This window comes from Acinetobacter sp. V115_6, from assembly GCF_031799025.1.
Classification (GTDB): domain Bacteria; phylum Pseudomonadota; class Gammaproteobacteria; order Pseudomonadales; family Moraxellaceae; genus Acinetobacter; species Acinetobacter pittii.
Map to the genome: position 1 here is coordinate 175,935 of NZ_JAVQNO010000017.1, position 21,915 is coordinate 197,849.

18 protein-coding genes and 1 pseudogene are annotated in these 21,915 nt (G+C 40.6%); 8 read left to right on the plus strand and 11 right to left on the minus strand.

Features of this window, described 5'->3' with window-relative positions; all coding sequences use genetic code 11:
• Positions 1–39 precede the first annotated feature (39 nt).
• The 8 genes from RMA94_RS05550 to glmS all read left to right on the plus strand — a co-directional run bounded on the left by RMA94_RS05550 (position 40) and on the right by glmS (position 8,312).
• Positions 40–1,347: a hypothetical protein gene (locus RMA94_RS05550; RefSeq protein WP_080947672.1), complete on the plus strand. Its 1,308-nt coding sequence runs from the start codon at positions 40–42 to the stop codon at positions 1,345–1,347.
• A 239-nt stretch (positions 1,348–1,586) separates the two neighbouring features.
• The gene (ribBA, locus tag RMA94_RS05555) at positions 1,587–2,708 is read left to right on the plus strand and encodes a bifunctional 3,4-dihydroxy-2-butanone-4-phosphate synthase/GTP cyclohydrolase II (protein WP_311082160.1); all 1,122 of its coding nucleotides are present in this window, start codon (positions 1,587–1,589) and stop codon (positions 2,706–2,708) included.
• Between the two features lie 11 nt (positions 2,709–2,719).
• Entirely contained in the window at positions 2,720–3,190 is a 471-nt protein-coding gene (ribE, locus tag RMA94_RS05560; RefSeq protein ID WP_002119264.1) for a 6,7-dimethyl-8-ribityllumazine synthase, read from the plus strand.
• 3 nt (positions 3,191–3,193) lie between these two features.
• A complete protein-coding gene (gene nusB, locus RMA94_RS05565; protein ID WP_002119137.1) occupies positions 3,194–3,643 on the plus strand; it encodes a transcription antitermination factor NusB in 450 nt (149 codons plus the stop codon).
• A gap of 16 nt (positions 3,644–3,659) precedes the next feature.
• Positions 3,660–4,577, plus strand: a complete 918-nt coding sequence (gene thiL / locus RMA94_RS05570) for a thiamine-phosphate kinase (RefSeq protein WP_130173123.1) — start codon at positions 3,660–3,662, stop codon at positions 4,575–4,577.
• Positions 4,555–5,088 (plus strand): phosphatidylglycerophosphatase A, encoded by a 534-nt coding sequence (locus RMA94_RS05575; protein ID WP_311082161.1) that lies wholly within the window; start codon positions 4,555–4,557, stop codon positions 5,086–5,088. Before thiL ends, RMA94_RS05575 begins: the two co-directional genes overlap by 23 nt.
• A gap of 8 nt (positions 5,089–5,096) precedes the next feature.
• Positions 5,097–6,461 carry a bifunctional UDP-N-acetylglucosamine diphosphorylase/glucosamine-1-phosphate N-acetyltransferase GlmU gene (gene glmU, locus RMA94_RS05580; protein WP_161282646.1) on the plus strand — a complete coding sequence of 455 codons (1,365 nt, stop codon included), beginning with the start codon at positions 5,097–5,099 and terminating at the stop codon, positions 6,459–6,461.
• Positions 6,462–6,473: 12 nt separating this feature from the next.
• Positions 6,474–8,312, plus strand: a complete 1,839-nt coding sequence (gene glmS, locus RMA94_RS05585; protein ID WP_311082162.1) for a glutamine--fructose-6-phosphate transaminase (isomerizing) — start codon at positions 6,474–6,476, stop codon at positions 8,310–8,312.
• A 201-nt stretch (positions 8,313–8,513) separates the two neighbouring features.
• Here glmS and RMA94_RS05590 read toward each other — a convergent pair.
• The 11 genes and pseudogenes from RMA94_RS05590 to hutC form a co-directional block, all read right to left on the minus strand.
• A pseudogene (locus tag RMA94_RS05590) lies at positions 8,514–8,808 on the minus strand (hypothetical protein).
• 721 nt (positions 8,809–9,529) lie between these two features.
• The gene (gene murI, locus RMA94_RS05595; protein ID WP_005066677.1) at positions 9,530–10,330 is read right to left on the minus strand and encodes a glutamate racemase; all 801 of its coding nucleotides are present in this window, start codon (positions 10,328–10,330) and stop codon (positions 9,530–9,532) included.
• 23 nt (positions 10,331–10,353) lie between these two features.
• Positions 10,354–10,992: an HAD family hydrolase gene (locus RMA94_RS05600; protein WP_005066675.1), complete on the minus strand. Its 639-nt coding sequence runs from the start codon at positions 10,990–10,992 to the stop codon at positions 10,354–10,356.
• A gap of 104 nt (positions 10,993–11,096) precedes the next feature.
• On the minus strand, positions 11,097–12,923 hold the full coding sequence (locus tag RMA94_RS05605) for a DUF885 domain-containing protein (protein WP_311082164.1): 1,827 nt from the start codon (positions 12,921–12,923) through the stop codon (positions 11,097–11,099).
• Positions 12,924–13,176: 253 nt separating this feature from the next.
• Positions 13,177–14,097, minus strand: a complete 921-nt coding sequence (hutG, locus tag RMA94_RS05610; RefSeq protein ID WP_311082166.1) for a formimidoylglutamase — start codon at positions 14,095–14,097, stop codon at positions 13,177–13,179.
• 10 nt (positions 14,098–14,107) lie between these two features.
• Entirely contained in the window at positions 14,108–15,313 is a 1,206-nt protein-coding gene (hutI, locus tag RMA94_RS05615) for an imidazolonepropionase (protein WP_311082167.1), read from the minus strand.
• Between the two features lie 51 nt (positions 15,314–15,364).
• On the minus strand, positions 15,365–16,777 hold the full coding sequence (locus RMA94_RS05620; RefSeq protein WP_005804358.1) for an amino acid permease: 1,413 nt from the start codon (positions 16,775–16,777) through the stop codon (positions 15,365–15,367).
• Between the two features lie 64 nt (positions 16,778–16,841).
• Positions 16,842–18,380 (minus strand): histidine ammonia-lyase, encoded by a 1,539-nt coding sequence (hutH, locus tag RMA94_RS05625; protein ID WP_311082169.1) that lies wholly within the window; start codon positions 18,378–18,380, stop codon positions 16,842–16,844.
• 87 nt (positions 18,381–18,467) lie between these two features.
• Positions 18,468–20,135, minus strand: coding sequence for a urocanate hydratase (hutU, locus tag RMA94_RS05630; RefSeq protein ID WP_080947673.1), 1,668 nt, complete (start codon positions 20,133–20,135; stop codon positions 18,468–18,470).
• Between the two features lie 261 nt (positions 20,136–20,396).
• Positions 20,397–20,972 carry a HutD family protein gene (locus RMA94_RS05635; protein WP_311082171.1) on the minus strand — a complete coding sequence of 192 codons (576 nt, stop codon included), beginning with the start codon at positions 20,970–20,972 and terminating at the stop codon, positions 20,397–20,399.
• Positions 20,969–21,721, minus strand: coding sequence for a histidine utilization repressor (gene hutC / locus RMA94_RS05640; protein WP_086376018.1), 753 nt, complete (start codon positions 21,719–21,721; stop codon positions 20,969–20,971). The genes RMA94_RS05635 and hutC overlap by 4 nt, the downstream gene beginning before the upstream one ends.
• Between the last annotated feature and the right edge of the window lie 194 nt (positions 21,722–21,915).

A 21,915-nucleotide genomic window follows, 5' to 3' on the forward strand; every position in this document is an offset into this window, starting at 1 on the left:
GACAACTATTGTAAGAATCATAATCGAATTTCAATATAATTGCCTTGGAAGTTTAACTTGATTGCGCCTAGACAAGGGCTATTTGCTAGCCTACTGATCGTTAGTTTTGCATTGCATACCTTTTTATTGGTCATTGCAACGACACACCAGCTTAATGAAAACCGTGCGAGTCAAGGTCAGCTCATGACCAGTCAGCTCGTTGCAGACAGCTTATCTGAGCTTGAACCTGCTAATACGGTGTCTTTAGCTCTGATTGCCAATCGCTATGCGACCAATCCAAGTGTTGCGTCTATTCGCATTCTTGATGCGAACAAACAGGTTCTAGCAACGAGCGGAATTTCAAAAACCCGCCAAGGCGAAATTTTTGCTCGTGATGCCCTTCAAAATGAAAAGAAAGTGGGATCTATCGAAGTTACGTTGATTCAGCCAAGTATTGGAGAAATTCTTCGTACTCAATGGCTTGCAATTTTAGCTTCTCTGTTTTTGCATGTTTTATTGTGGCTTGCCTATCGCGCGATTGCCCGTCCAACCCGTAGCGAATATTTGGCACGCATTAATGAAGAAAACCGCTTGAAGCATGAAATTCAGCAGTTAACTCAAGCATTGGCTCTAGAAAAACAAAATACGGTCACGTTGGTTGCACAAGCTCAGCAACAAGCTAAAGCGAAACCAGCAGCTCGCCAACAAACCGAGAAAACTTCAGATTCAGCTGACCAACATACGTTGGCACTCAATATTCAGTTTTATGACCCTAAACAGTTATTAAGCAGTGTTAACCAATCGGTATCTGTTCCTTATTTCAAACTCTGCCAGCTCTTTTTAAATAAGAGTATTGAGTTATGCGTTAAGCATTACCAATTGAAGCTCACAGATATTGAAGTAGTAGATGAGTTTAATGCCGAAGGCGCGACACTTGCGATTTCAACCTCTCATACGCATGCCGTAGAATGTCTACTTATGATTGGAACCGTATTCCAACTACTTTCAGATGTTTTATATAAACGTTACCGTGAAGATAAACGCTTTGCGCTACAAACTCGTAGTGCAACGTGTAATGCTGTAGAAGCTATGCAAATCGATGCGAAAGAAGCCGCTCAACGTTTAGCACAGCATCTTCACGCTAAAGAATCTGCTTTATATCTTGAGAATGAACAGCTCAAAGCAATTCAAGACAGCTACCAACTTGTTGCTATGCCAAACCCAAGCAATGTGATGACACGTCATGCATTTATGATCAATGGTATGAATGCAGAATGTGCTGAACTTGCCCAAAATATCCGGACTGAAATTTTAATGGGGAAAAAATCAATCCCACAAAATGATAGTCCAAGTAGTGCAGCTTCATAAAAAGTAACTACGCGCATCAGAACCTAGCCTTTTGGCTAGGTTTTTTTATTTAAATTCATAGCTTTTATTTAAAACTACTCCATTTTCTTATGATTTATTTGTATAAATAACTCTCGATCTATTCTTAGAGTTCACAAATTTGGATAAATCAGAATCATAGGCAAAATTCTCTAAACAGCGTAAACTATGCAAAATTTATTAAATAGAAATTGTCTTACGACAAAAAAAGGTGAAAGCGAATGCCGCTGAGTCGTGTTGAAGATCTTGTCGCCGATATTCGTGCAGGCAAAATGGTTATCTTGATGGATGACGAAGATCGCGAAAATGAAGGTGATCTTGTCATTGCAGCAACGCATGTTCGTCCTGAAGATATTAACTTCATGATTACCCATGCACGTGGTCTAGTTTGCCTAACGCTAAGCCGTGAGCGCTGTAAACAGTTAAACCTTCCATTGATGGTTGACCAAAACGGTGCTCAGCACAGTACAAACTTTACCTTATCAATCGAAGCCGCTGAAGGGATTACCACAGGTATTTCAGCAGCAGAGCGTGCACATACAATTCAAGCTGCTGTCGCAGCGCATGCAAAACCAACTGATATCGTACAGCCGGGTCATATTTTCCCGTTAATGGCACAACCAGGTGGTGTTTTACATCGTGCAGGCCATACCGAAGCAGGTTGTGATTTAGCACGTTTAGCAGGTCTTGAACCAGCTTCTGTCATTTGTGAAATCATTAATGAAGATGGCACAATGGCACGCCGTGCAGATTTAGAAATTTTTGCCGAGAAGCATGGCTTAAAAATTGGTACAATTGCGGACTTGATTCACTACCGCATGACCAATGAGCAAACGGTTGAACGTCTGGATCAAAAAACCATTCAAACAGAATATGGTTCATTTGAACTTTATCGTTATCGTGAGATTGGTAACCCGGACATTCATTTGGCTTTAGTTAAAGGCGAGCCAAAAGAAGGTATTACAACAGTACGTGTGCATGGTTTTAGTCCAATTCGCGATTTGCTTAAGCTAAATAAAGCTGATGGTGAACCTGCGTGGAACTTAGACCGTGCCCTACAGACGATTGCAGCGAGTGATCGCGGTGTTTTAGTCTGGATCGGTCAAGATCATTTGCAAGACTTGGGACCAGCGTTGGATGATTTAAATAGGCCAAAACCGGTGAAATCCAATGCAGCACTTTCACATCAATATCAAACCATTGGTGTCGGTGCTCAAATTTTGCGTGACTTAGGTGTTGAAAAAATGAAGCTTCTTAGCTCACCATTACGTTTCAATGCTTTATCTGGCTTTAATTTAGAAGTAGTGGAATATGCCACTGCTGATCAAATCACAACGAAATAATCGAGGTTGCTATGGCAATTCGCCGTATTGAAGGTTTATTACATCTCGCAAGCGAAGGTCGTTATGCGATTTTAGTGGGTCGTTTCAACAGCTTTGTTGTTGAACACTTATTGGATGGTGCAATCGACACATTAAAACGTCATGGTGTAAATGAAGATAACATTACTGTTATTCACGCTCCTGGCGCATGGGAACTCCCGATTGTTGCTAAAAAATTAGCTACATCAAACCAGTTTGATGCCATTATCGCACTTGGCGCAGTTATTCGTGGTAGCACACCACATTTTGACTTCGTTGCAGGTGAATGTGCAAAAGGTTTAGGTGTAGTCGCGTTAGAAAGCAGCTTGCCTGTCATCAATGGTGTATTAACTACTGATAGCATCGAGCAAGCCATCGAACGTTCAGGTACAAAAGCAGGAAACAAAGGTAGCGAAGCTGCATTGACTGCTATTGAAATGGTTAATTTATTAAAGGCAATTTAAAGCATGTCTCAAACACTGCAAGCCGCTTATGCAGCAAAACGTAAAGCACGTCGTTTTGCTGTACAAGGTATTTATGAGTGGCAAATGAGTCACAACCCTGTACATGAAATCGAAGCACGCACCCGTGCTGAAAATGCAATGCACAAGGTAGACTTAAACTACTATCACGAACTGCTAACACAAGTGATTGCACAGCACGAAGATCTTGATGCATTACTTATTCCGGTACTTGACCGTGAACTTAGTGCACTTGATGGTGTAGAGCTAGCAACATTACGCTTGGGTGCTTACGAATTACGTGATCATTTAGAAGTACCTTACCGAGTAGTTCTAGATGAAGCTATTGAACTCGCTAAACACTTTGGTGGAGCAGATAGCCATAAATACATTAATGGCGTTCTAGATCGTTTAAGTTCAACACTACGTAGTGCTGAAAAACAACAAGCAAACTAATAGGTTTGAAGTTGATATGGCTGAGTTTTCTATTATTGACCAATACTTTAACAGACAATCTTACACAGATGTCACCTTGGGTATTGGAGATGACTCAGCCTTAATTACCCCTCCCGTAAACCAACAATTGGTGATCTGTGCAGATACACTCGTTGCTGGACGTCATTTTCCTCTTGATACCTCTGCCCATGCAATTGGCTGGAAAAGCGTAGCTGTCAATCTTTCAGATATTGCAGCAATGGGGGCAAAACCGCATAGTATTTTACTGGCGCTCAGCCTACCTACAATTGATCATGGATGGCTTAAAGGATTCAGTCAGGGAATTTATGACTGCTGTAATCAATTTGGGGTTGCTCTCATTGGTGGAGACACGACCCAAGGCCCTCATCTCACCATTACTGTCACAGCCATGGGCTGGGTTGAAACCGGACAAGCCGTGTTACGTTCAGGTGCCAAAGTCGGTGACTATGTTTGTGTGAGCGGTCAAGTTGGTGATGCCGCGTATGGTTTACAGCACCTAGGTCATCCATTACAAGAAAGACTAGACTACCCGACACCACGTTGTCAGCTTGGACAACAGCTGAAGGGATTAGCATCTAGTATGATTGATATTTCTGATGGATTAGCCCAAGATTTAGGCCATATCTTAAAAGCTTCAAATGTCGGTGCCCGATTACTTTTAGAAAAGTTACCGATTGATTCAATGCTAGAAGAACTACCAGAACAACAGCGCTGGCAATATGCGCTAGCTGGTGGTGATGATTACGAGTTATGTTTTACAATAACACCGCAAAATTATGAAAAACTTTTGCAAAAACAACTAGACATTAAGATTACAATGATCGGAGAGATCGTTGAGCAAACACAACTAACTTTTGAGCATTTGGGTTCAGATTACCCATTGCAAATTCATGGATACCAACACTTTGCATAAGCCACCGATTCATTTTAAGGACATGTCTTGGTTCAACCGCTGCATCGTTTTCTGTGGAGTTGGTTTCGGATCTGGTCTCGCACCTAAAGCTCCCGGTACTTTTGGCTCTGCCTTTGCCCTACTTTTCGTTCCAATCTGGTTATCGTTTGGCTTTAACTTAAGCTTAATCGCTATCCTTATCATGTCCTTGGTAGGAATTTATATTTGTGGTCAAACTGCAAAAGTCCTTGATGTTCATGATGATGGGCGAATTGTTTGGGATGAATTTGCAGGACAATCAATTACTCTTCTGCCTTTAATCTTTTTTAATATAATGTCGTTACAATGGGCACTAATTGGTTTTTGCTTATTCCGCCTATTTGATGTTTGGAAACCTTGGCCAATCCGCGTTGCCGACCAGAAAGTTGCTGGTGGTTTCGGGATCATGCTAGACGACATCATTGCAGGGCTTTGGGCGGCACTCTGTATCATCATATTTATTACTTTCTGGGGCGTAACGCCATTTAAGTAGGTTTACTCATGTCAACTACCGTCATTATCCTTGCTGCAGGCAAAGGAACGCGAATGCGTTCACAACTACCTAAAGTATTGCAACCTTTAGCTGGTCGCCCGCTACTAGGACATGTCATTCAAACAGCAAAAAAAATACACGCAGAAAATATTATTACGATTTATGGGCATGGTGGTGACCACGTCAAACAAACTTTTGCACAAGAAAAGATTCAATGGGTTGAACAAGCAGAACAACTAGGTACAGGTCATGCGGTACAAATGACTTTACCCGTACTTCCTAAAGACGGTATTTCATTAATTCTTTATGGTGATGTACCTTTAGTACGTCAAACAACGCTAGAGCAACTTGTTGAAGTTTCAAGTAAAACGGGCATTGGCATGATTACTTTACATGTCGACAACCCAACAGGTTATGGTCGTATCGTTCGTCAAGAAGGTAAGATTCAAGCGATTGTTGAGCATAAAGATGCAACAGAAGCTCAGCGTCAGATTCAAGAAATCAACACAGGTATTTACTGTGTTAGCAACGCAAAACTTCATGAATGGTTGCCTAAACTTTCAAATGAAAATGCGCAAGGCGAATATTATCTAACTGACATCGTAGCAATGGCTGTTGCAGATGGTCTAGAAATCGCATCTATTCAACCAGAACTCGCTTTTGAAGTTGAAGGTGTCAATGACCGCTTACAACTTGCTGCACTTGAACGTGAGTTCCAGCAACAGCAAACAAAAGAGCTTATGCAACAAGGCGTAACTTTTGCAGACCCTGCACGCTTTGACTTACGCGGTTCTGTAAAAGTTGGACATGACGTTCGTATTGACGTAAATGTGATTATTGAAGGTGACTGTGAACTTGGCGATTTTGTAGAAATCGGCGCTGGTTGTATTTTAAAGAACACCAAAATTGCAGCCGGAACTAAAGTTCAAGCCTATAGCGTTTTTGATGGCGCAGTTGTAGGCGAAAATGCTCAAATTGGACCATTTGCACGCTTACGCCCAGGCGCTAAATTGGCAAATGAAGTACATATCGGCAACTTTGTTGAAGTTAAAAATACAACGATTGGATTGGGTAGTAAAGCTAACCATTTCACCTATTTAGGTGATGCAGAAATCGGTGCTGAATCGAATATTGGGGCAGGTACGATTACTTGTAATTACGACGGTGCAAATAAACACAAAACCACTATTGGCGATGCCGTTTTTATCGGTTCTAATAGCTCGCTGGTTGCTCCGGTGACCATTGGGAATGGCGCAACAGTTGGTGCGGGTTCTGTGATTACGAAAGATGTAGCCGAACAAAGTCTCTCCTTTGAACGTGCGCAACAAATTTCAAAAGCAAATTATCAACGTCCCCAAAAGGTTAAAAAATAAGAGGATTGAAGTATGTGTGGTATCGTCGGAGGCGTTGCAGAACGTTGTGTAACCGAGATTTTAATTGAAGGTTTAAAACGTCTTGAATACCGCGGTTATGATTCTGCGGGTGTTGCTTTATTGAATAACCAACAAATTTTACGTGAGCGTCGTGTAGGTAAAGTAATCAATCTTGCAGATGCAGTGACTGAACACCAACTTACAGGGGCTATCGGGATCGCACATACCCGTTGGGCAACACACGGTAAACCAACTGAAAATAATGCTCACCCGCATATGTCTGGTAAGGTGGCTGTTGTACATAACGGTATTATTGAAAACTACCAAGAATTAAAAGACGACCTTCAAGCATTAGGTTATGTTTTTACTTCTCAAACAGATACTGAAGTTGTTGCACACTTAGTTGCTGAAGCTCTAAAAAGCACAGATAGTCTTTTAGATGCTGTTGAAACTGTTGTACCTCAGCTTAAAGGTGCTTACGCGCTAGGTATTATCCATAGCGATTACCCAGATGAACTTATTACTGTACGTGAAGGTTCACCGCTCGTGATTGGTGTAGGTATTGGTGAAAACTTTATTAGTTCAGACCAACTTGCTCTTTTACCAGTGACTAACCGCTTTATGTACCTTGAAGAAGGTGATATTGCACGTCTTACCCGTACTTCAATTGAAGTATTTGCAAATGGCGAACGCGTTGAACGTCCAGTAAGAGAGCTTGATGCAACCGTAAGCAGTGCATCAAAAGGTGAATACAAGCACTACATGCTCAAAGAAATTTATGAGCAGCCAGAAGCAATCAAGCAAACGATTTCTCAAGCGCTTGATGGCAATAGCTTACGTGATGATTTCTTGAAAAATGCTGATGCAGATTTCAACAAAATTCAAAGCGTACAAATCATTGCTTGTGGTACAAGTTACCACTCAGGAATGATTGCGAAATATTGGTTTGAACAACTGATTGGCGTACCTTGCCAAGTTGAAATCGCAAGTGAATTCCGCTATCGCACTCCTGTAATTGTTGAAAATACACTTTATATTTGTATTTCACAGTCAGGTGAAACTGCTGATACTTTAGCTGCACTACGTGAAACTCAAAAGCGTGCGAAAGCAAACAATATCGATATTCAGACTTTGACTATTTGTAACGTTGCAACGTCTTCAATGGTTCGTGAAACTGATCATCACTTATTGACTCTTGCTGGTCCTGAGATTGGTGTTGCTTCAACTAAAGCGTTCACGACTCAGCTCGCTGCGCTTATGTTGTTAATCTTGAAAATTGGTCAAGTGAAACAACGTATTAGCCCTGCTCTGCTTGAAGAAATTACACGTGAGTTATGGCACAGCCCGAAAGTTATTCTTGATACGCTTAAGTATGATCCAGAAATTTTGCGTTTGTCTGAATTATTCGTTGAAAAAAATCACTGCTTATTCTTAGGCCGTGGTACGAATTATCCAATCGCATTGGAAGGCGCATTAAAGCTAAAAGAAATTTCATATATTCATGCCGAAGGCTATGCAGCTGGTGAGTTAAAACACGGTCCATTAGCACTTGTTGATAATGAAATGCCGATCGTGATTCTTGCTCCAAATGATGAAATGCTTGATAAGCTCAAATCAAATATGGAAGAAGTTCAGGCACGTGGTGGTGAATTATTTGTTTTCGCTGACGAAAATAGCGGAATCAATGAAAAAGACCGTCAACACGTTGTGCATATTCCAGCAGTAAACGAATGGCTAGCTCCAATCGTTTATAGCGTACCAGTTCAGTTGTTGTCTTATCACGTTGCTGTATTACGTGGTACAGACGTTGACCAACCACGTAACTTGGCGAAGTCAGTAACTGTAGAGTAATTCAAAAAGATCATTATTAAGGCATCACTTGCTTTAATAACTGATTGATTAAGCCCGATATGTATAACTGCATAGCGGGCTTTTTTATTGCGTTCATACCAGAACATACAGAACACCCCCTAGGACCCTATGTCACAACGGACTTTTACTTTTGCGCTGATTTAAAGTTTGAGAGATCATTGCGACACAGAGATAAAGGAGCTAAGCGAACTTAGCCCATTTCAGTTTTGTCGCAGCGTCGAATGATGCCGAACAAGTTAGGGGCAAAGTCCTGTGGGAGATCAGGACTTTGCAAACTGGTGTGTTTTAAACGTTGTACGGTTTGAGGCGAATACACCTGTGCAAGCTGTTGGCAAATACAATTGCAACTGGCTTGCCTGTGTTCACCTAACGAACAAATTCTTTTAAATTCCTGCTGAGCGTTCGCATCATCATTTGTAATACTGTAAGCACCGACCACAAGGTTTAAAAACAATATAAATTTATGAAGTTTCATATTATTCTCATGATTATTTATATCTTTAAATAAAATAAAAATATTATTCGTTTAAATATTAAAATAATTTTTTTAAATAATAATTAATCCTCCCACAAGAATAGGAAAACAAAATAATTAAGATTATAAAATAAAAATAATTTATATATTTAAAAAATCAGGACATAGAAAATCCAAATTTTAAATAAATAAAATAGTTAAATGAGAGAGAAAATGAGTTTAAATTGTGGCATGGCCAACTCCTTAAAAATGGAGTCCTACCACCAAATCACCGTCAATTGATTAGGGTGGCAGAACGAAAGAGGGTTGACAGACTGAGCCTAGCGATCAGCACGCGCGTACGCGTCCCCCTTCCGCCCTACCATAGAGAAAAAGGGGGCACAAAGGTTCCACACGGGAAATACTGAGAAAGTATAACCCGACACGCTAGACACGGTCTGTCAAAACCGACTGGCGATGTAGGCCAGCAACGAAATAATAATTGGTATAATAAAGAACGTCAATTTATTTTAATAAAAAAAGTTTAAATATAATAATTTAACTAATGTTTAAATAATATTATTATCTTTATTATATTTGCGAATTTTAATTAAATTTAAAAATTTAAAATTTGGTTATATATATTTAGTTAATAAAATAGATTTATCATTAATTCTAATTAAACAGTTTATGTAAATATATAAGATGATAAGTATATACCTCTTATCATCTTTTCTAGAGTTTACTTTTCTATAGCCTTTACGGGTAATCGCGTACCTAACAAAGAAAAAGTCACGTCCGCAACTTCCAACGGGTCTGAACTGGTCCAAATAATATGATTTCCCTCATTTGGACTTTCAGAACTTAAATGATATTGTTTGAGCTGCCGAATTAATTGCGCTGTTACAGCTTCCGAAGGCTCAATAATTTGGATATCACGGCCTACAATTTCCTGAATCGTGTCTGAGACAAATGGATAGTGTGTGCATCCTAAAATAATCGTATCGACTTTTTGCTCGACTAACGGCGCCAAAATATTTTTCAAATAATCCTTAACTTCCGCTGTATGCGCTTTGCCCGTTTCGATTTTTTCGGCTAAGCCAATACAAGGCACCAAAGACACTTTAATATCTTGGGCATACGTTTCAATTAAACTTTTTAAGTTTTTGCCCTTCACTGTGGTGGCAGTTGCCAAAACAGCAATATGCTTGCTCACAGTCATTGCTACCGCGGGTTTTACCGCTGGTTCTATCGCAATAAGTGGAACACTAATTTGTGCTCTGATTGTTTCAATCGCTACAGCCGTCATGGTGTTACAAGCAATCACGATCGCCTTACATTTACCCTGTGCAACTAGATTTGAAATTAAATGCGTGGTTCGTGAAACAATCCAGTCGCTTTCTTTGTCTCCATACGGGACATATTTCGAGTCAGCGAAATAGATAATGTCTTCATTCGGAAGGGCCTGCCGAATGTACTTAAATAGAGACAGCCCGCCTAAACCAGAATCAATCATTCCAATCGGGTTGTTATTGTTATTCATGGTTTGTCCTGCATTTCATATATTTAGAAAAATTCTTTCATGGTTGCCAAGTCATTGAGCACGACTTTGGGCTGAATGGTTTTTAATTTTTCAGCCGATGTATACCCCCAACCTACCGCAGCAAAATCAATGCCTGCTTTATGTGCAGCTTCGCCATCAGTCGTTTGGTCTCCGACATAAATGGCCTGCTCTTTATTTAAATTCAAAATGTTTAGAACACGCTTAATTCGTTTAGCTTTGCCAAATATAGACGAGCCACCATCAATATGAGCAAAAAGCTCACATAGCTCTGCACCCAAAAGACTTTGACAGTTTTCTTTAGAGTTTGAAGTAATAATTGCGAGCGTATATCCCCGATTATGTAGTTCAATTAAGTGGTCCCGCATGCCTTCAAACATGTAAACTTCTTGGTCTCTTTCTTTCATTAAACGAATGAAATCTTTGGCAATCCAAGGCAGTTTCCACCTAGAAACATTCATCTCTTTCATAATTTCTTTTGGTGAAAGATGTTTGTACTGCTCTACTTCATGTAGCTCTACAGATTTAAATTTATGCTTCTTGGCAAGCTGATTTAAAGCACCTAAAAAGAAGCTAAAGGAGTCGACTAAAGTACCGTCCATATCAAAAATAATAGCTTGGTATTCTTTTAAAGATTTTTCCATTTTAAAGTTCTGAAATAAAATATATTTTTTATAATTATATTCTGTTTTCTATTGGTTTTTAAATCAGGCCCAACGAGGACCTGACCTAAATTTTGAATTTTATTTTAAGCTGCCACTTTTTGTTCCTTAATCCAATTTTTAATACGCGCATCCAGAATATTTAAAGGCAATGTTCCTGCATTTAAAATCATGTCATGGAAGGCTTTGATATCAAAACGGTCTCCGAGCTCTTGTTTGGCTAGCTCTCGAAGCTCTAAAATTTTCAGTTGTCCCATCTTATACGCTAATGCTTGGGCAGGAATAGCAATATAGCGATCTGCCTCTGCCTGAATATCAGGCTCGTCTAAAGCAGAGTGTTCTCGCATAAAATCAATCATTTGCTGACGGGTCCATTTTTTATAATGTACCCCAGTGTCAACCACTAAACGGCAAGCACGAAACAACTCACTCGATAGTCTCCCGTAGTCTGAAAGCGGGTCTTTATAGAAACCCACATCTTTACCCAACTGCTCTGCGTAAAGTGCCCATCCTTCAATATAGGCGGTGTGATTCGGCTGCTTCCGAAACATAGGCAAATTTGGCAGGTTTTGGGCAATATCAATCTGCATATGGTGGCCGGGAATTGCTTCATGATAAGCGGTCGATTCCATTGATATTTTGGAACGTTCAGAGAAGTCACCAGTATTTACATACACTTGTCCGAGGCGTGAACCATCAGGCGTGCCTTGGTGATACTCCGCACCTGCCGCTTCTTTTTCTCGATATTGCTCTACAGGCAAAACCTCGACTTTATTTTTGGGTAATAAACCAAAGAGCTTCGGCAGCTCTGGTTGCATTTGGGCAATATACCCGCGATATATATCTAAAATTTCTTCACGAGATTTTGGGAAAACCGCTGGATTTTTTTTTAAGGATTGTTGAAAACTTTTTAAGTCATTGAAACCTTGCGCTTTGGCAATTTTAAGCATTTCCGCTTCTATACGCGTAACTTCTTTTAGTCCGAGCTGATGAATAATTTCAGGGCTTTCTAGGGTGGTCGTATTATTTTCTACATAAAAACGATAGAGCTCGTCACCGTTTGGCAAGCTCCATATACCCTCGTGTTGTCGTCCATAGGGTAAGTAATCTTTCTGAATAAACGTCCCGAGTTTTTGATAGGCAGGTCGAACATTTTGATCTATGGCCTGTAGTATTTCACGGCTTAAACGCTCTTGTTCTGCTTTCGAAATATTTTTTGGAAATTGCTTTAATGGAGAAGCAAACACACTGTCTTTCCCTGCGGGAGTTGCAATACTATTAATCTGCTTTGCCACCTTTTCAATTAAATATTTGGGTGGCACCAAACCATCTTTTTGTCCTTGTTTCGCTAACTGAATACCTTGATCAAGAATAAGAGGAATTTGTTTTAAACGAGAAATATAGTCTTGATATTGCTTAGCATTATTAAATGGAATCGAACTAATAAATCCCGGAAATTGTAAATGTAGCCCCCACATTTGATTAAAAGGCATCTCATAGAGTTTCAAATCATAATTTTTAAGTGTTTCTTTCAACTGATAAATCATTAAATCTTTATTTAATTGATCAGTTGCTGAAAACCCTGTGCTATCAATTGCTTCAAAACGTTTTAAAAAATTTTGCGTACTTTTTTTATCTTTCTCGATCTGATTTTTTGAAAGCTCAGTCCATCGATCGTTGTAGCGTAAATCTCCTAAAACAGTTGCAGTTTCAGGACTATTTTTCAAAGTATATTCCCACTGTTCCTGTAAAAGTTGGTTTAAAGCTTTCACCCGAACAGAGACATTACTGTTTTGTTTAGATTGCGATTTTTCGATGGTATTTGTATTTATTTCGGGGGTTGCAGCATTAGAAGAATGAGACATCCAAAATAAAACACTGATACAAGCAAAATGTAAGGTTCTGTTTTTCATTTAATTATCCAGAAATATTTAACAAAGGTTAAAATAAAGACAAAACAAATTACGTGCCAAGCAGCATATAAAATGGTGTAAAAATCGAGTATTTTTTTAACTCAATGATTTTATAAATTAATTTTCTTTTTAATTATATTATTTATAGTTGCTATCTATATTCCACATCTGACTTTAATAGACCAAGAACTTAAAAAAAGTGCACATGAACGATCTCAGTGCACTTTTGAATTTTTACATTAAAAATTGTTTCTCAAGAAAACAAATATTGATAAACAATATAGGCAGCCAACTTTGCAGTTCTATTGTCCAAATCAAATTTTGGATTGCATTCAGCAATATCTAAAAGTTTAATTTTTCCAGTCTCTTGAATATGCTTAAAAATTGCTTCAAAAGTGGCTAAATCAATTCCTCTGACAGCTGGCGCACTGACTCCGGGTGCAACCGCAGCCGCGAAGACATCTAAATCAATCGTAACGTACAAGCAGTCTACTTTTTCAATAAAAGCGTCAACCGCCGCGAGCACGTTGTTTAGGTTAAAAATATTAACCTCATGGTCACGTAAATATGAACAATTTAGAGCATCGGCTGTATCAAACAAAACTTTAGTATTGGCATGGTTGGCGACCCCAATACATAAATAATTAAATTGTTTTTGATGCTGTTCTGAAAGTCGAGCTGCCTGTAAAAATGGTGTTCCAGAGGTGGCATGCTCTGCCTCACGCAAATCAAAATGGGCATCGAAATTAATAATGCCTATTTTTTTATCTGGTGCGTGGGCTTGTACATATTGGAACAGACCACTAAAGCTACCAAATGCAACTTCATGTCCACCGCCCAATACAATCGGCTTTAAACCATTTTGCAAGCTGTTTGCGACTTGCTCCGCCAACTCAGTTTGGGCTTGCTCTAAATTGTCATATTCGCAAGTCACTGTACCCAAATCGACAATACGGACTGGACGATGAATCGGTAAGTTGGCAAGCTGATTACGGATTGCATCTGGTGCATCGGCAGCACCGACTCGGCCTTTATTACGTTTCACGCCTTCATCAGAACTAAAACCAATCAGGGCAAATTCAGCATGTTGGGTTTTATTCATAATATGGTGAATACGTTGGTGTGCTTCACCCTCGCCATCATGTCGGCCTTGCCATTTAAATGTGTGATTCATGTGCCACCGTTTAAAAAATAACTTCTTTTCCATGCTGAACGACACGCTTAGGCAAATCTCCGCCCAGCCAGTAAACAATTTCAGATGGATGCTCAATATCCCAAGCCACAAAGTCAGCGACTTTACCCTGCTCTAAACTGCCATGGGTTTGTTCTAAACCGAGCGCTTGTGCAGCATGAATGGTGACACCCGCTAATGCTTGCTCAGGTGTAAGACGGAATAGCGTGCTTCCCATGTTGAGCATTAAACGTAAAGAAAGTGCTGGAGATGTCCCCGGGTTTAAATCACTCGATAACGCAATACGCACGCCATGTTTAATTAGACTTTCAACTGGTGGATATTGTGTTTCACGTAATAAATAAAAGGCACCCGGCAATAGCACAGCAACCGTATCCGACTCTGCCATTGCTTTGACGTCATCTTCGGTCATGTACTCTAAATGGTCGGCTGACAAAGCATGATAACGTGCTGCCAAACTTGAGCCACCTAGCGATGAGAGCTGCTCAGCATGGAGCTTAACGGGCAAACCTAATGATTGTGCCGTTTTAAAAACACGTTCAACCTGAGCTGGTGAAAATGCCAAATGCTCGCAGAATGCATCTACTGCATCGACTAAACCTTCGGCATGCAGTTTAGGCAGCATTTCTGTACAGATATGCTCGATATAAGCATCGCTTTGGTCTTTGTACTCTGGCGGTAACGCATGTGCAGCCAAGCAAGTGCTTTTTACCGTCATTGGTAAAGCTTCACCAATTTGACGGATCACACGCAGCATCTTGCGCTCATTTTCGTAATTGAGTCCGTAGCCAGATTTGATCTCGATGGTTGTAACGCCGTCTTGTTGCATACAGCGAATACGCTTAAGAGCTGATTTCAGTAATTGTTCTTCGCTGGCTTCACGCGTTGCACGTACTGTACTGGCAATGCCACCACCGCTTGCTGCAATTTCAGCATAGCTCACACCTTGCAAGCGTTTTTCAAACTCAACACTACGGTTGCCACCAAAAACACTATGCGTATGACAGTCGATCAACCCCGGGGTTACCCAAGCGCCATTTAAGTTAACTGTTTCGGAATAAGTGTCGGCAGGAAGTTGTTGTTGTTTTCCAATCCAGTGAATCAGATGCCCTTCTGTGACTATTGCTGCATCTTCAATATAGGAATATTGCCCATTTTGCATGGTCGCAATGTGGCAATTTTGCCAAAGTTTTTTCATTCGCCTTTCCTCAAAACTGCCCAACAGTAAAGCTATTGGGCAGTTGACTTGTTAGCTTTCTATCTCGATATTTTGCGGAATTGAATTATTTTGCTTTCCCGAATTTTGCTGAGGTTTGACCCAAATACGATAAGCGATCATTAACAGAACAAGCCATGTGATTCCCACATAAATTGCAGGGCGTGAATCTGGGAAATAACCCATCATGACTAAAATGAATACCATAAAACCAATTGCAAACGCAGGAGCATACGGCCAACCAATAACGGGGAAATCCAATGCCTTAATTTCAGCAGTAGACAACTTACGGCGCATCGCGACTTGCGAAAGCAAGATCATGAGCCACACCCAAACGGTTGCGAAAGTTGCAATTGAGGCAATGATCATGAATACATTTTCAGGAATCAGGTAGTTCAGCACTACACCAATTAATAGCACGCCAGCCATAACCACTACAGTCATCCATGGCACACCATTACGTGATAATTTCTGGAAAACTCGAGGCGCTTGACCACGGTTTGCCATGCCATAAAGCATACGACCAGCACCAAATACATCACTATTAATCGCTGAAACAGCAGCAGTAATCACGACAATATTTAAAATTGTAGCTGCTGATTGAATGCCCAAATTCTCAAAAATCTGTACAAATGGACTACCTTGGCTACCAATTTGATTCCATGGGAAAATCGACATCAGTACAAAAATGGTCAACACATAGAAAAGTAAAATACGTACTGGAACTGCATTAATTGCTTTAGGTAAGGTGGTTTTCGGATCTTGTGATTCACCTGCTGTAATACCAATAATTTCGATACCACCGAAAGCAAATACAACCACAGATAAACATGCAACTAAGCCTGCAATCCCATGCGGCATAAAGCCATCATAAATCCATAAGTTTTGAATACCCGGTACCACACTGCTATGGTCAGCATGGAAGCCGTAGAACATTAAACCGATTCCACCTAAAATCATGGCAACAATAGCGCTCACCTTGACAATAGAAAGCCAAAACTCGAGTTCGCCAAAGACTTTAACGTGAATGAGGTTAATTGCACCCAAGAACATAATCAGGGATAAAATCCAGATCCACCGTGGTACATCGGGATACCAGAACCCCATGTAAATACCAAAAGCAGTGACATCAGCCAACGCCACAATGATCATCTCAAAAACATAAGTCCAGCCTGTCGTAAAGCCAGCCAATGGACCAATGTACTGTGAAGCATAGTGGCTAAATGAACCAGAGACAGGGTTTTGGACAGCCATTTCACCCAATGCGCGCATAACGATATAAATTGCAATCCCTGCAACGATATACGCCAGTAATACTGAAGGCCCTGCCATTTTAATTGCAGTTGCCGAACCATAGAAAAGCCCAGTTCCAATTGCTGAGCCCAATGCCAAGAAACGAATGTGGCGGGTGTTTAAACCCCGCTGTAGTGTGGAGTTTTGTGACATTATAATCTCCAATCCTTGAGGATATTTAGTTAGATTCGGCCACTCCATGTGACCGTTTTATCAATCACACTTCAGATAAACTAGGGAGTAGTTTTGGAATAATTAACTCGTTTAAGCAGCCGCTTGAGAGTAATTCACTTGCTTGCTCAATATCAGGAGCAAAGAAACGGTCTTCACTGTAGTAAGGCACTTGAGCGCGCAAGATTTTACGAGCTTGTTCAAGTTTAGGCGAGCTTTTTAAGCCTTCACGGAAGTCTAGACCCTGACAAGCGCCTAACCATTCAACAGCTAAAATGCCACGGACGTTGTCAGCCATATACCAAAGACGTTTACCCGCATTCGGAGCCATTGATACATGGTCTTCTTGGTTGGCAGAGGTCGGCAAACTATCAACACTTGCCGGATGTGCAAGCGCTTTATTGTCACTTGCAAGAGCAGCAGCGGTAACTTGAGCAATCATAAAGCCCGAGTTAACACCACCATTTGCCACCAAGAACGGTGGAAGCTGTGACATATGACGGTCCATCATCATTGAAATACGACGTTCAGACAGTGAACCAATTTCTGCAATTGCCAAAGCTAGATTATCAGCTGCCATTGCAACAGGTTCTGCATGGAAGTTACCACCAGAAATCACGTCACCTTGTTCAGCAAACACAAGCGGGTTATCAGATACAGCATTTGCTTCAATTTCTAATACTTCAGCAGCCTGACGGATTTGGGTTAAACATGCGCCCATCACCTGTGGTTGGCAACGTAAAGAGTATGGGTCTTGAACTTTGCTACAGTCTTCGTGTGAATGTGCAATTTCACTTGAGTCTGTTAAGAGATCACGATAAGCCGCAGCCACATCAATTTGGCCACGTTGACCACGTACTTCGTGAATACGAGCATCGAATGGTGCACGTGAACCTAGCATTGCTTCAACGCTTAAGCCACCACAAACAGTTGCAGCTGCAAATAAATCTTCCGCTTCAAATAAGCCGCGTAAAGCATAAGCAGTTGAAACTTGTGTACCATTTAAAAGAGCTAAACCTTCTTTAGCTGCTAAAGAAATAGGTTCTAAACCTGCAACTTTTAAAGCTTCAACTGCTGGTAACCATTCACCTTTATAACGCGCTTTACCTTCACCAAGTAACACTAAAGACATGTGTGCAAGTGGTGCCAAGTCACCTGAAGCACCTACTGAACCTTTCAGTGGAATATGTGGATAAACTTCGGCATTAATTAAAGCCAACAAAGCATCAATCACTTTACGACGAATACCAGAGAAACCACGCGCCAAGCTATTTGCTTTCAATAGAATAATTAAACGAACCATTGCATCATCAAGTGCTTCACCTACACCTGCCGCATGTGAAAGAACCAATGAACGTTGTAATTTTTCTAAATCTTCAGGAGCAATCTTGGTCGAAGCAAGTAAACCAAAACCAGTATTAATGCCGTAAGCTGTACGCCCTTCATTTACAATCTGCTCTACACAAGCCACACTTGCATTGATTGCAGATGAAGCACTTTCATCTAATTTAACTTTAATTGGGTTGAGGTAAGCTTGACGTAAATCGGCTAAGGTTAGTTTTCCCGGTTGGATCAGTAATTCCATGTTGGCTTCCTAATTTTTTGCACTATATTCTGCTGAGACGGTGCTTTTCACAATTGCAAAAAGCACCGCCAGTTCTTCCGTGTATTTTTATTGCGTGATCATTGGCAAGTGTAGGCCTTGCTCTTTCGCACAGTTAATCGCAATCTCATAACCTGCATCGGCATGACGCATAACACCTGTTGCAGGGTCATTGGTCAGTACGCGAGCAATACGTGCAGCAGCTTCATCTGTACCATCACACACAATCACAACGCCTGAGTGTTGAGAGAAGCCCATACCTACACCACCACCGTGATGTAAAGACACCCAAGTTGCGCCGCCTGCTGTATTGAGCAACGCGTTTAATAAAGGCCAATCTGATACTGCATCTGATCCGTCTTGCATTGCTTCAGTTTCACGGTTTGGACTTGCAACCGAACCTGAGTCTAAATGGTCACGACCAATCACAACTGGAGCTGATAATTCACCGCTACGAACCATTTCGTTAAATGCCAAACCAAGTTTTGCACGTAAGCCTAAACCAACCCAGCAAATACGCGCTGGTAAGCCTTGGAAGCTAATACGTTCACGTGCCATGTCTAACCAGTGATGTAAATGTTCATCATCAGGAATTAACTCTTTAACTTTGGCATCTGTTTTATAAATGTCTTCTGGGTCACCAGAAAGCGCAGCCCAACGGAATGGACCAATACCACGGCAGAACAATGGACGGATGTATGCAGGTACGAAGCCAGGGAAATCAAAAGCGTTTGCTACGCCTTCATCTTTCGCCATTTGACGGATGTTATTGCCATAGTCAAATGTTGGGACACCCATTTTTTGGAAATCAAGCATCGCTTGTACGTGTTTTGCCATCGACTGTTTTGCAGCTTTTACAACAGCTTCTGGTTCGGTTTTCGCGCGTGCACGGTATTCATCCCAAGTCCAACCTACTGGTAAGTAGCCATTAAGGGGATCGTGCGCACTTGTTTGGTCAGTCACCATGTCTGGACGTACACCACGACGTACAAGCTCAGGTAAAATTTCAGCAGCGTTACCATGAAGCGCAATTGAAATTGCTTTACCTTCTTTTGTATAGCGGTCAATACGCGCTAAAGCATCGTCTAAGTCAGTTGCTTGTTCGTCTACATAACGGGTACGTAAACGGAAATCGATACTTGCTTGTTGGCATTCAATGTTTAAAGAACACGCACCTGCAAGTGTTGCAGCTAAAGGCTGAGCACCACCCATACCACCTAAACCAGCAGTAAGAACCCAACGGCCTTTTAGGTCACCGTTGTAGTGTTGGCGACCTGCTTCAACGAAAGTTTCATAAGTACCCTGCACAATGCCTTGGCTACCAATGTAGATCCACGAACCTGCTGTCATTTGACCATACATCGCCAAAGCTTTTGCATCTAACTCGTTGAAGTGTTCCCAGTTTGCCCAGTGCGGTACAAGGTTTGAGTTTGCAATTAAAACGCGTGGAGCATCTTTATGAGTTTTAAATACGCCTACTGGCTTACCTGATTGAACTAATAATGTTTCATCAGTTTCAAGATTTTTTAGAGTATCTACAATTTTGTCGAAACATTCCCAGTTTCGTGCTGCACGGCCAATACCACCGTATACAACCAACTCTTTCGGGTTTTCTGCAACGTCCGGATCAAGGTTATTCATCAACATACGTAATGGAGCTTCAGTTAACCAACTTTTAGCCGTCAATTCAGTGCCGCGTGGCGCACGAATTTCTACATCACGAAATTTTGTTGTCATTGTTGTCACAGGCGGACTCCTTCCTTTGAGCTTACATCAGCAGAACATCACTTGTTTCTGCATTTGTATAGTAATGTATTAACTTGTATATACATCCATATACTACACAAATATTCTCCGGCGTGAAGAGGCTTGCCCACATTTTTTTAAAGGAATTGAATAAGCTTATGAATTAAATTAATTTATTTTTGTATCTAGCATAAAAAAAGCACATATCTTTTCACTAGACATGTGCTTTCAAATAAGTAAATTACTTAAGTTTTAACGTTGAATTAGCTCAATAACATAACAACTGTTTGGCTGATTTTGCGTAAAATGAACCGATGTTACCCCACTATTTTTTTCAATTTTTAAAGTCTCAGTAGCAGCAATCTGAAAGGAATGATCATCAACATTTACTTCCGTTTCAGCGCCCTGATTAAAAATAAAAATCAGGTCTGCCGAGCTTATAAATATCTGCTTCGCCGTATCATTCAACCGCTGAAAACGGGCATGGAACTTTGCAGGATCATAAATTAAATTTAAGTCCCGAATTGCCCCATCGACCAATTCACTTTTGACCTGACTTTCACCATGAAATGCAAAAATATCGCCTTGGTTCAGCTTTTTGGCAGGAAGATCATCGACATGTAATACCATGCCCTGTCCATCAAGTACGCTAATAATGCGCTGCTTATTGGGAAATAGTGAAAATGGTCCGGAAGTGGTCACATCTGCCATCGAAATACGCCAATCGAAATCAGCCTCACCTTGGCTTCTGGCAATTTCCAAAGTAAAACCCGCACCATTTTTCCAAAGCATTTTTGTATATTGATCGGCCCTGATCAATTCAATCATGGATTAAATTTCCCTTCGAGATAATAGCGACTGCCCGGATAAATTAATCGTGCACTTGAAATGAGTTGTTTATTTGACCATGTGCGGCGACGAATGAGTAAGCATGGCTCAGCTTTAGTAATCTTTAACCACTTGCACTCTTGAGGTGATGCTAAAACGGCCTCAACAATGTGTTCACCTTCCGTCACGGGTGCTTTTGCCATGAGGTAAGCATTTGGAGTAATGGTTTTAAAATCTTGTTCTAAATAATCTGGAATCAATGCTGCATCAACCAGACGATCTTCGACCTGAACAGGTACATCATTTTCATAATGCACAATAATCGAGTGAAATAATCTTTGCCCTTCGCGAGTCTGCATTAACACGCTTTGTTCTGCATTTGCATAAATTTGTTCTAAGACCAAAACTTCAGCGTGGTGCTTATGGTTTCGTGCAATAATCTCATCGGCAATATTATTAATCTGAAAAAGTGCAGTTCGGCCTTGCCCTTCAGCCACGAAAGAACCAACGCCTTGAATTCGAACAAGTAAGCCTTCTGTTGTTAACTCACGTAGCGCACGGTTTACCGTCATACGGCTACAGCCGAGTTGATTAACCAGTTCACTTTCCGAAGGAATTTTTTTATTTACAGCCCACGAACCTTCATAAATCTTTTGTGAAATCAGCTGTTTGACGCGCTGATATAAAGGAACTGGACTATCAGCTTCAATCGAAAGCTCAGTATGTTCTTGTTTTGATGTTCTGGGCATAACTAATTACTCAAAAAGGCAGCAGGCAAAAAGGTATTTTAGTTGACATGCTATGTATATACAACCACATACAACATGTTAATTTATGAATTAAATAGATTTCAAAAAGTTTAAAAAATAAACATATCTCAATAAGAGCTAATTTAAAGTTTTATGTAGAGAAATTCAAATATATTAGTATTTTATCAATATTT

Bases quoted from the DNA above. Each gene is read 5' to 3' on its own strand.
- ribBA (WP_311082160.1), top strand. From the start codon at position 1,587: ATGCCGCTGAGTCGTGTTGAAGATCTTGTCGCCGATATTCGTGCAGGC.
- ribE (WP_002119264.1), top strand. From the start codon at position 2,720: ATGGCAATTCGCCGTATTGAAGGTTTATTACATCTCGCAAGCGAAGGT.
- nusB (WP_002119137.1), top strand. From the start codon at position 3,194: ATGTCTCAAACACTGCAAGCCGCTTATGCAGCAAAACGTAAAGCACGT.
- thiL (WP_130173123.1), top strand. From the start codon at position 3,660: ATGGCTGAGTTTTCTATTATTGACCAATACTTTAACAGACAATCTTAC.
- RMA94_RS05575 (WP_311082161.1), top strand. From the start codon at position 4,555: ATGGATACCAACACTTTGCATAAGCCACCGATTCATTTTAAGGACATG.
- glmU (WP_161282646.1), top strand. From the start codon at position 5,097: ATGTCAACTACCGTCATTATCCTTGCTGCAGGCAAAGGAACGCGAATG.
- glmS (WP_311082162.1), top strand. From the start codon at position 6,474: ATGTGTGGTATCGTCGGAGGCGTTGCAGAACGTTGTGTAACCGAGATT.
- murI (WP_005066677.1), bottom strand. From the start codon at position 10,330: ATGAATAACAATAACAACCCGATTGGAATGATTGATTCTGGTTTAGGC.
- RMA94_RS05600 (WP_005066675.1), bottom strand. From the start codon at position 10,992: ATGGAAAAATCTTTAAAAGAATACCAAGCTATTATTTTTGATATGGAC.
- RMA94_RS05605 (WP_311082164.1), bottom strand. From the start codon at position 12,923: ATGAAAAACAGAACCTTACATTTTGCTTGTATCAGTGTTTTATTTTGG.
- hutG (WP_311082166.1), bottom strand. From the start codon at position 14,097: ATGAATCACACATTTAAATGGCAAGGCCGACATGATGGCGAGGGTGAA.
- hutI (WP_311082167.1), bottom strand. From the start codon at position 15,313: ATGAAAAAACTTTGGCAAAATTGCCACATTGCGACCATGCAAAATGGG.
- RMA94_RS05620 (WP_005804358.1), bottom strand. From the start codon at position 16,777: ATGTCACAAAACTCCACACTACAGCGGGGTTTAAACACCCGCCACATT.
- hutH (WP_311082169.1), bottom strand. From the start codon at position 18,380: ATGGAATTACTGATCCAACCGGGAAAACTAACCTTAGCCGATTTACGT.
- hutU (WP_080947673.1), bottom strand. From the start codon at position 20,135: ATGACAACAAAATTTCGTGATGTAGAAATTCGTGCGCCACGCGGCACT.
- RMA94_RS05635 (WP_311082171.1), bottom strand. From the start codon at position 20,972: ATGATTGAATTGATCAGGGCCGATCAATATACAAAAATGCTTTGGAAA.
- hutC (WP_086376018.1), bottom strand. From the start codon at position 21,721: ATGCCCAGAACATCAAAACAAGAACATACTGAGCTTTCGATTGAAGCT.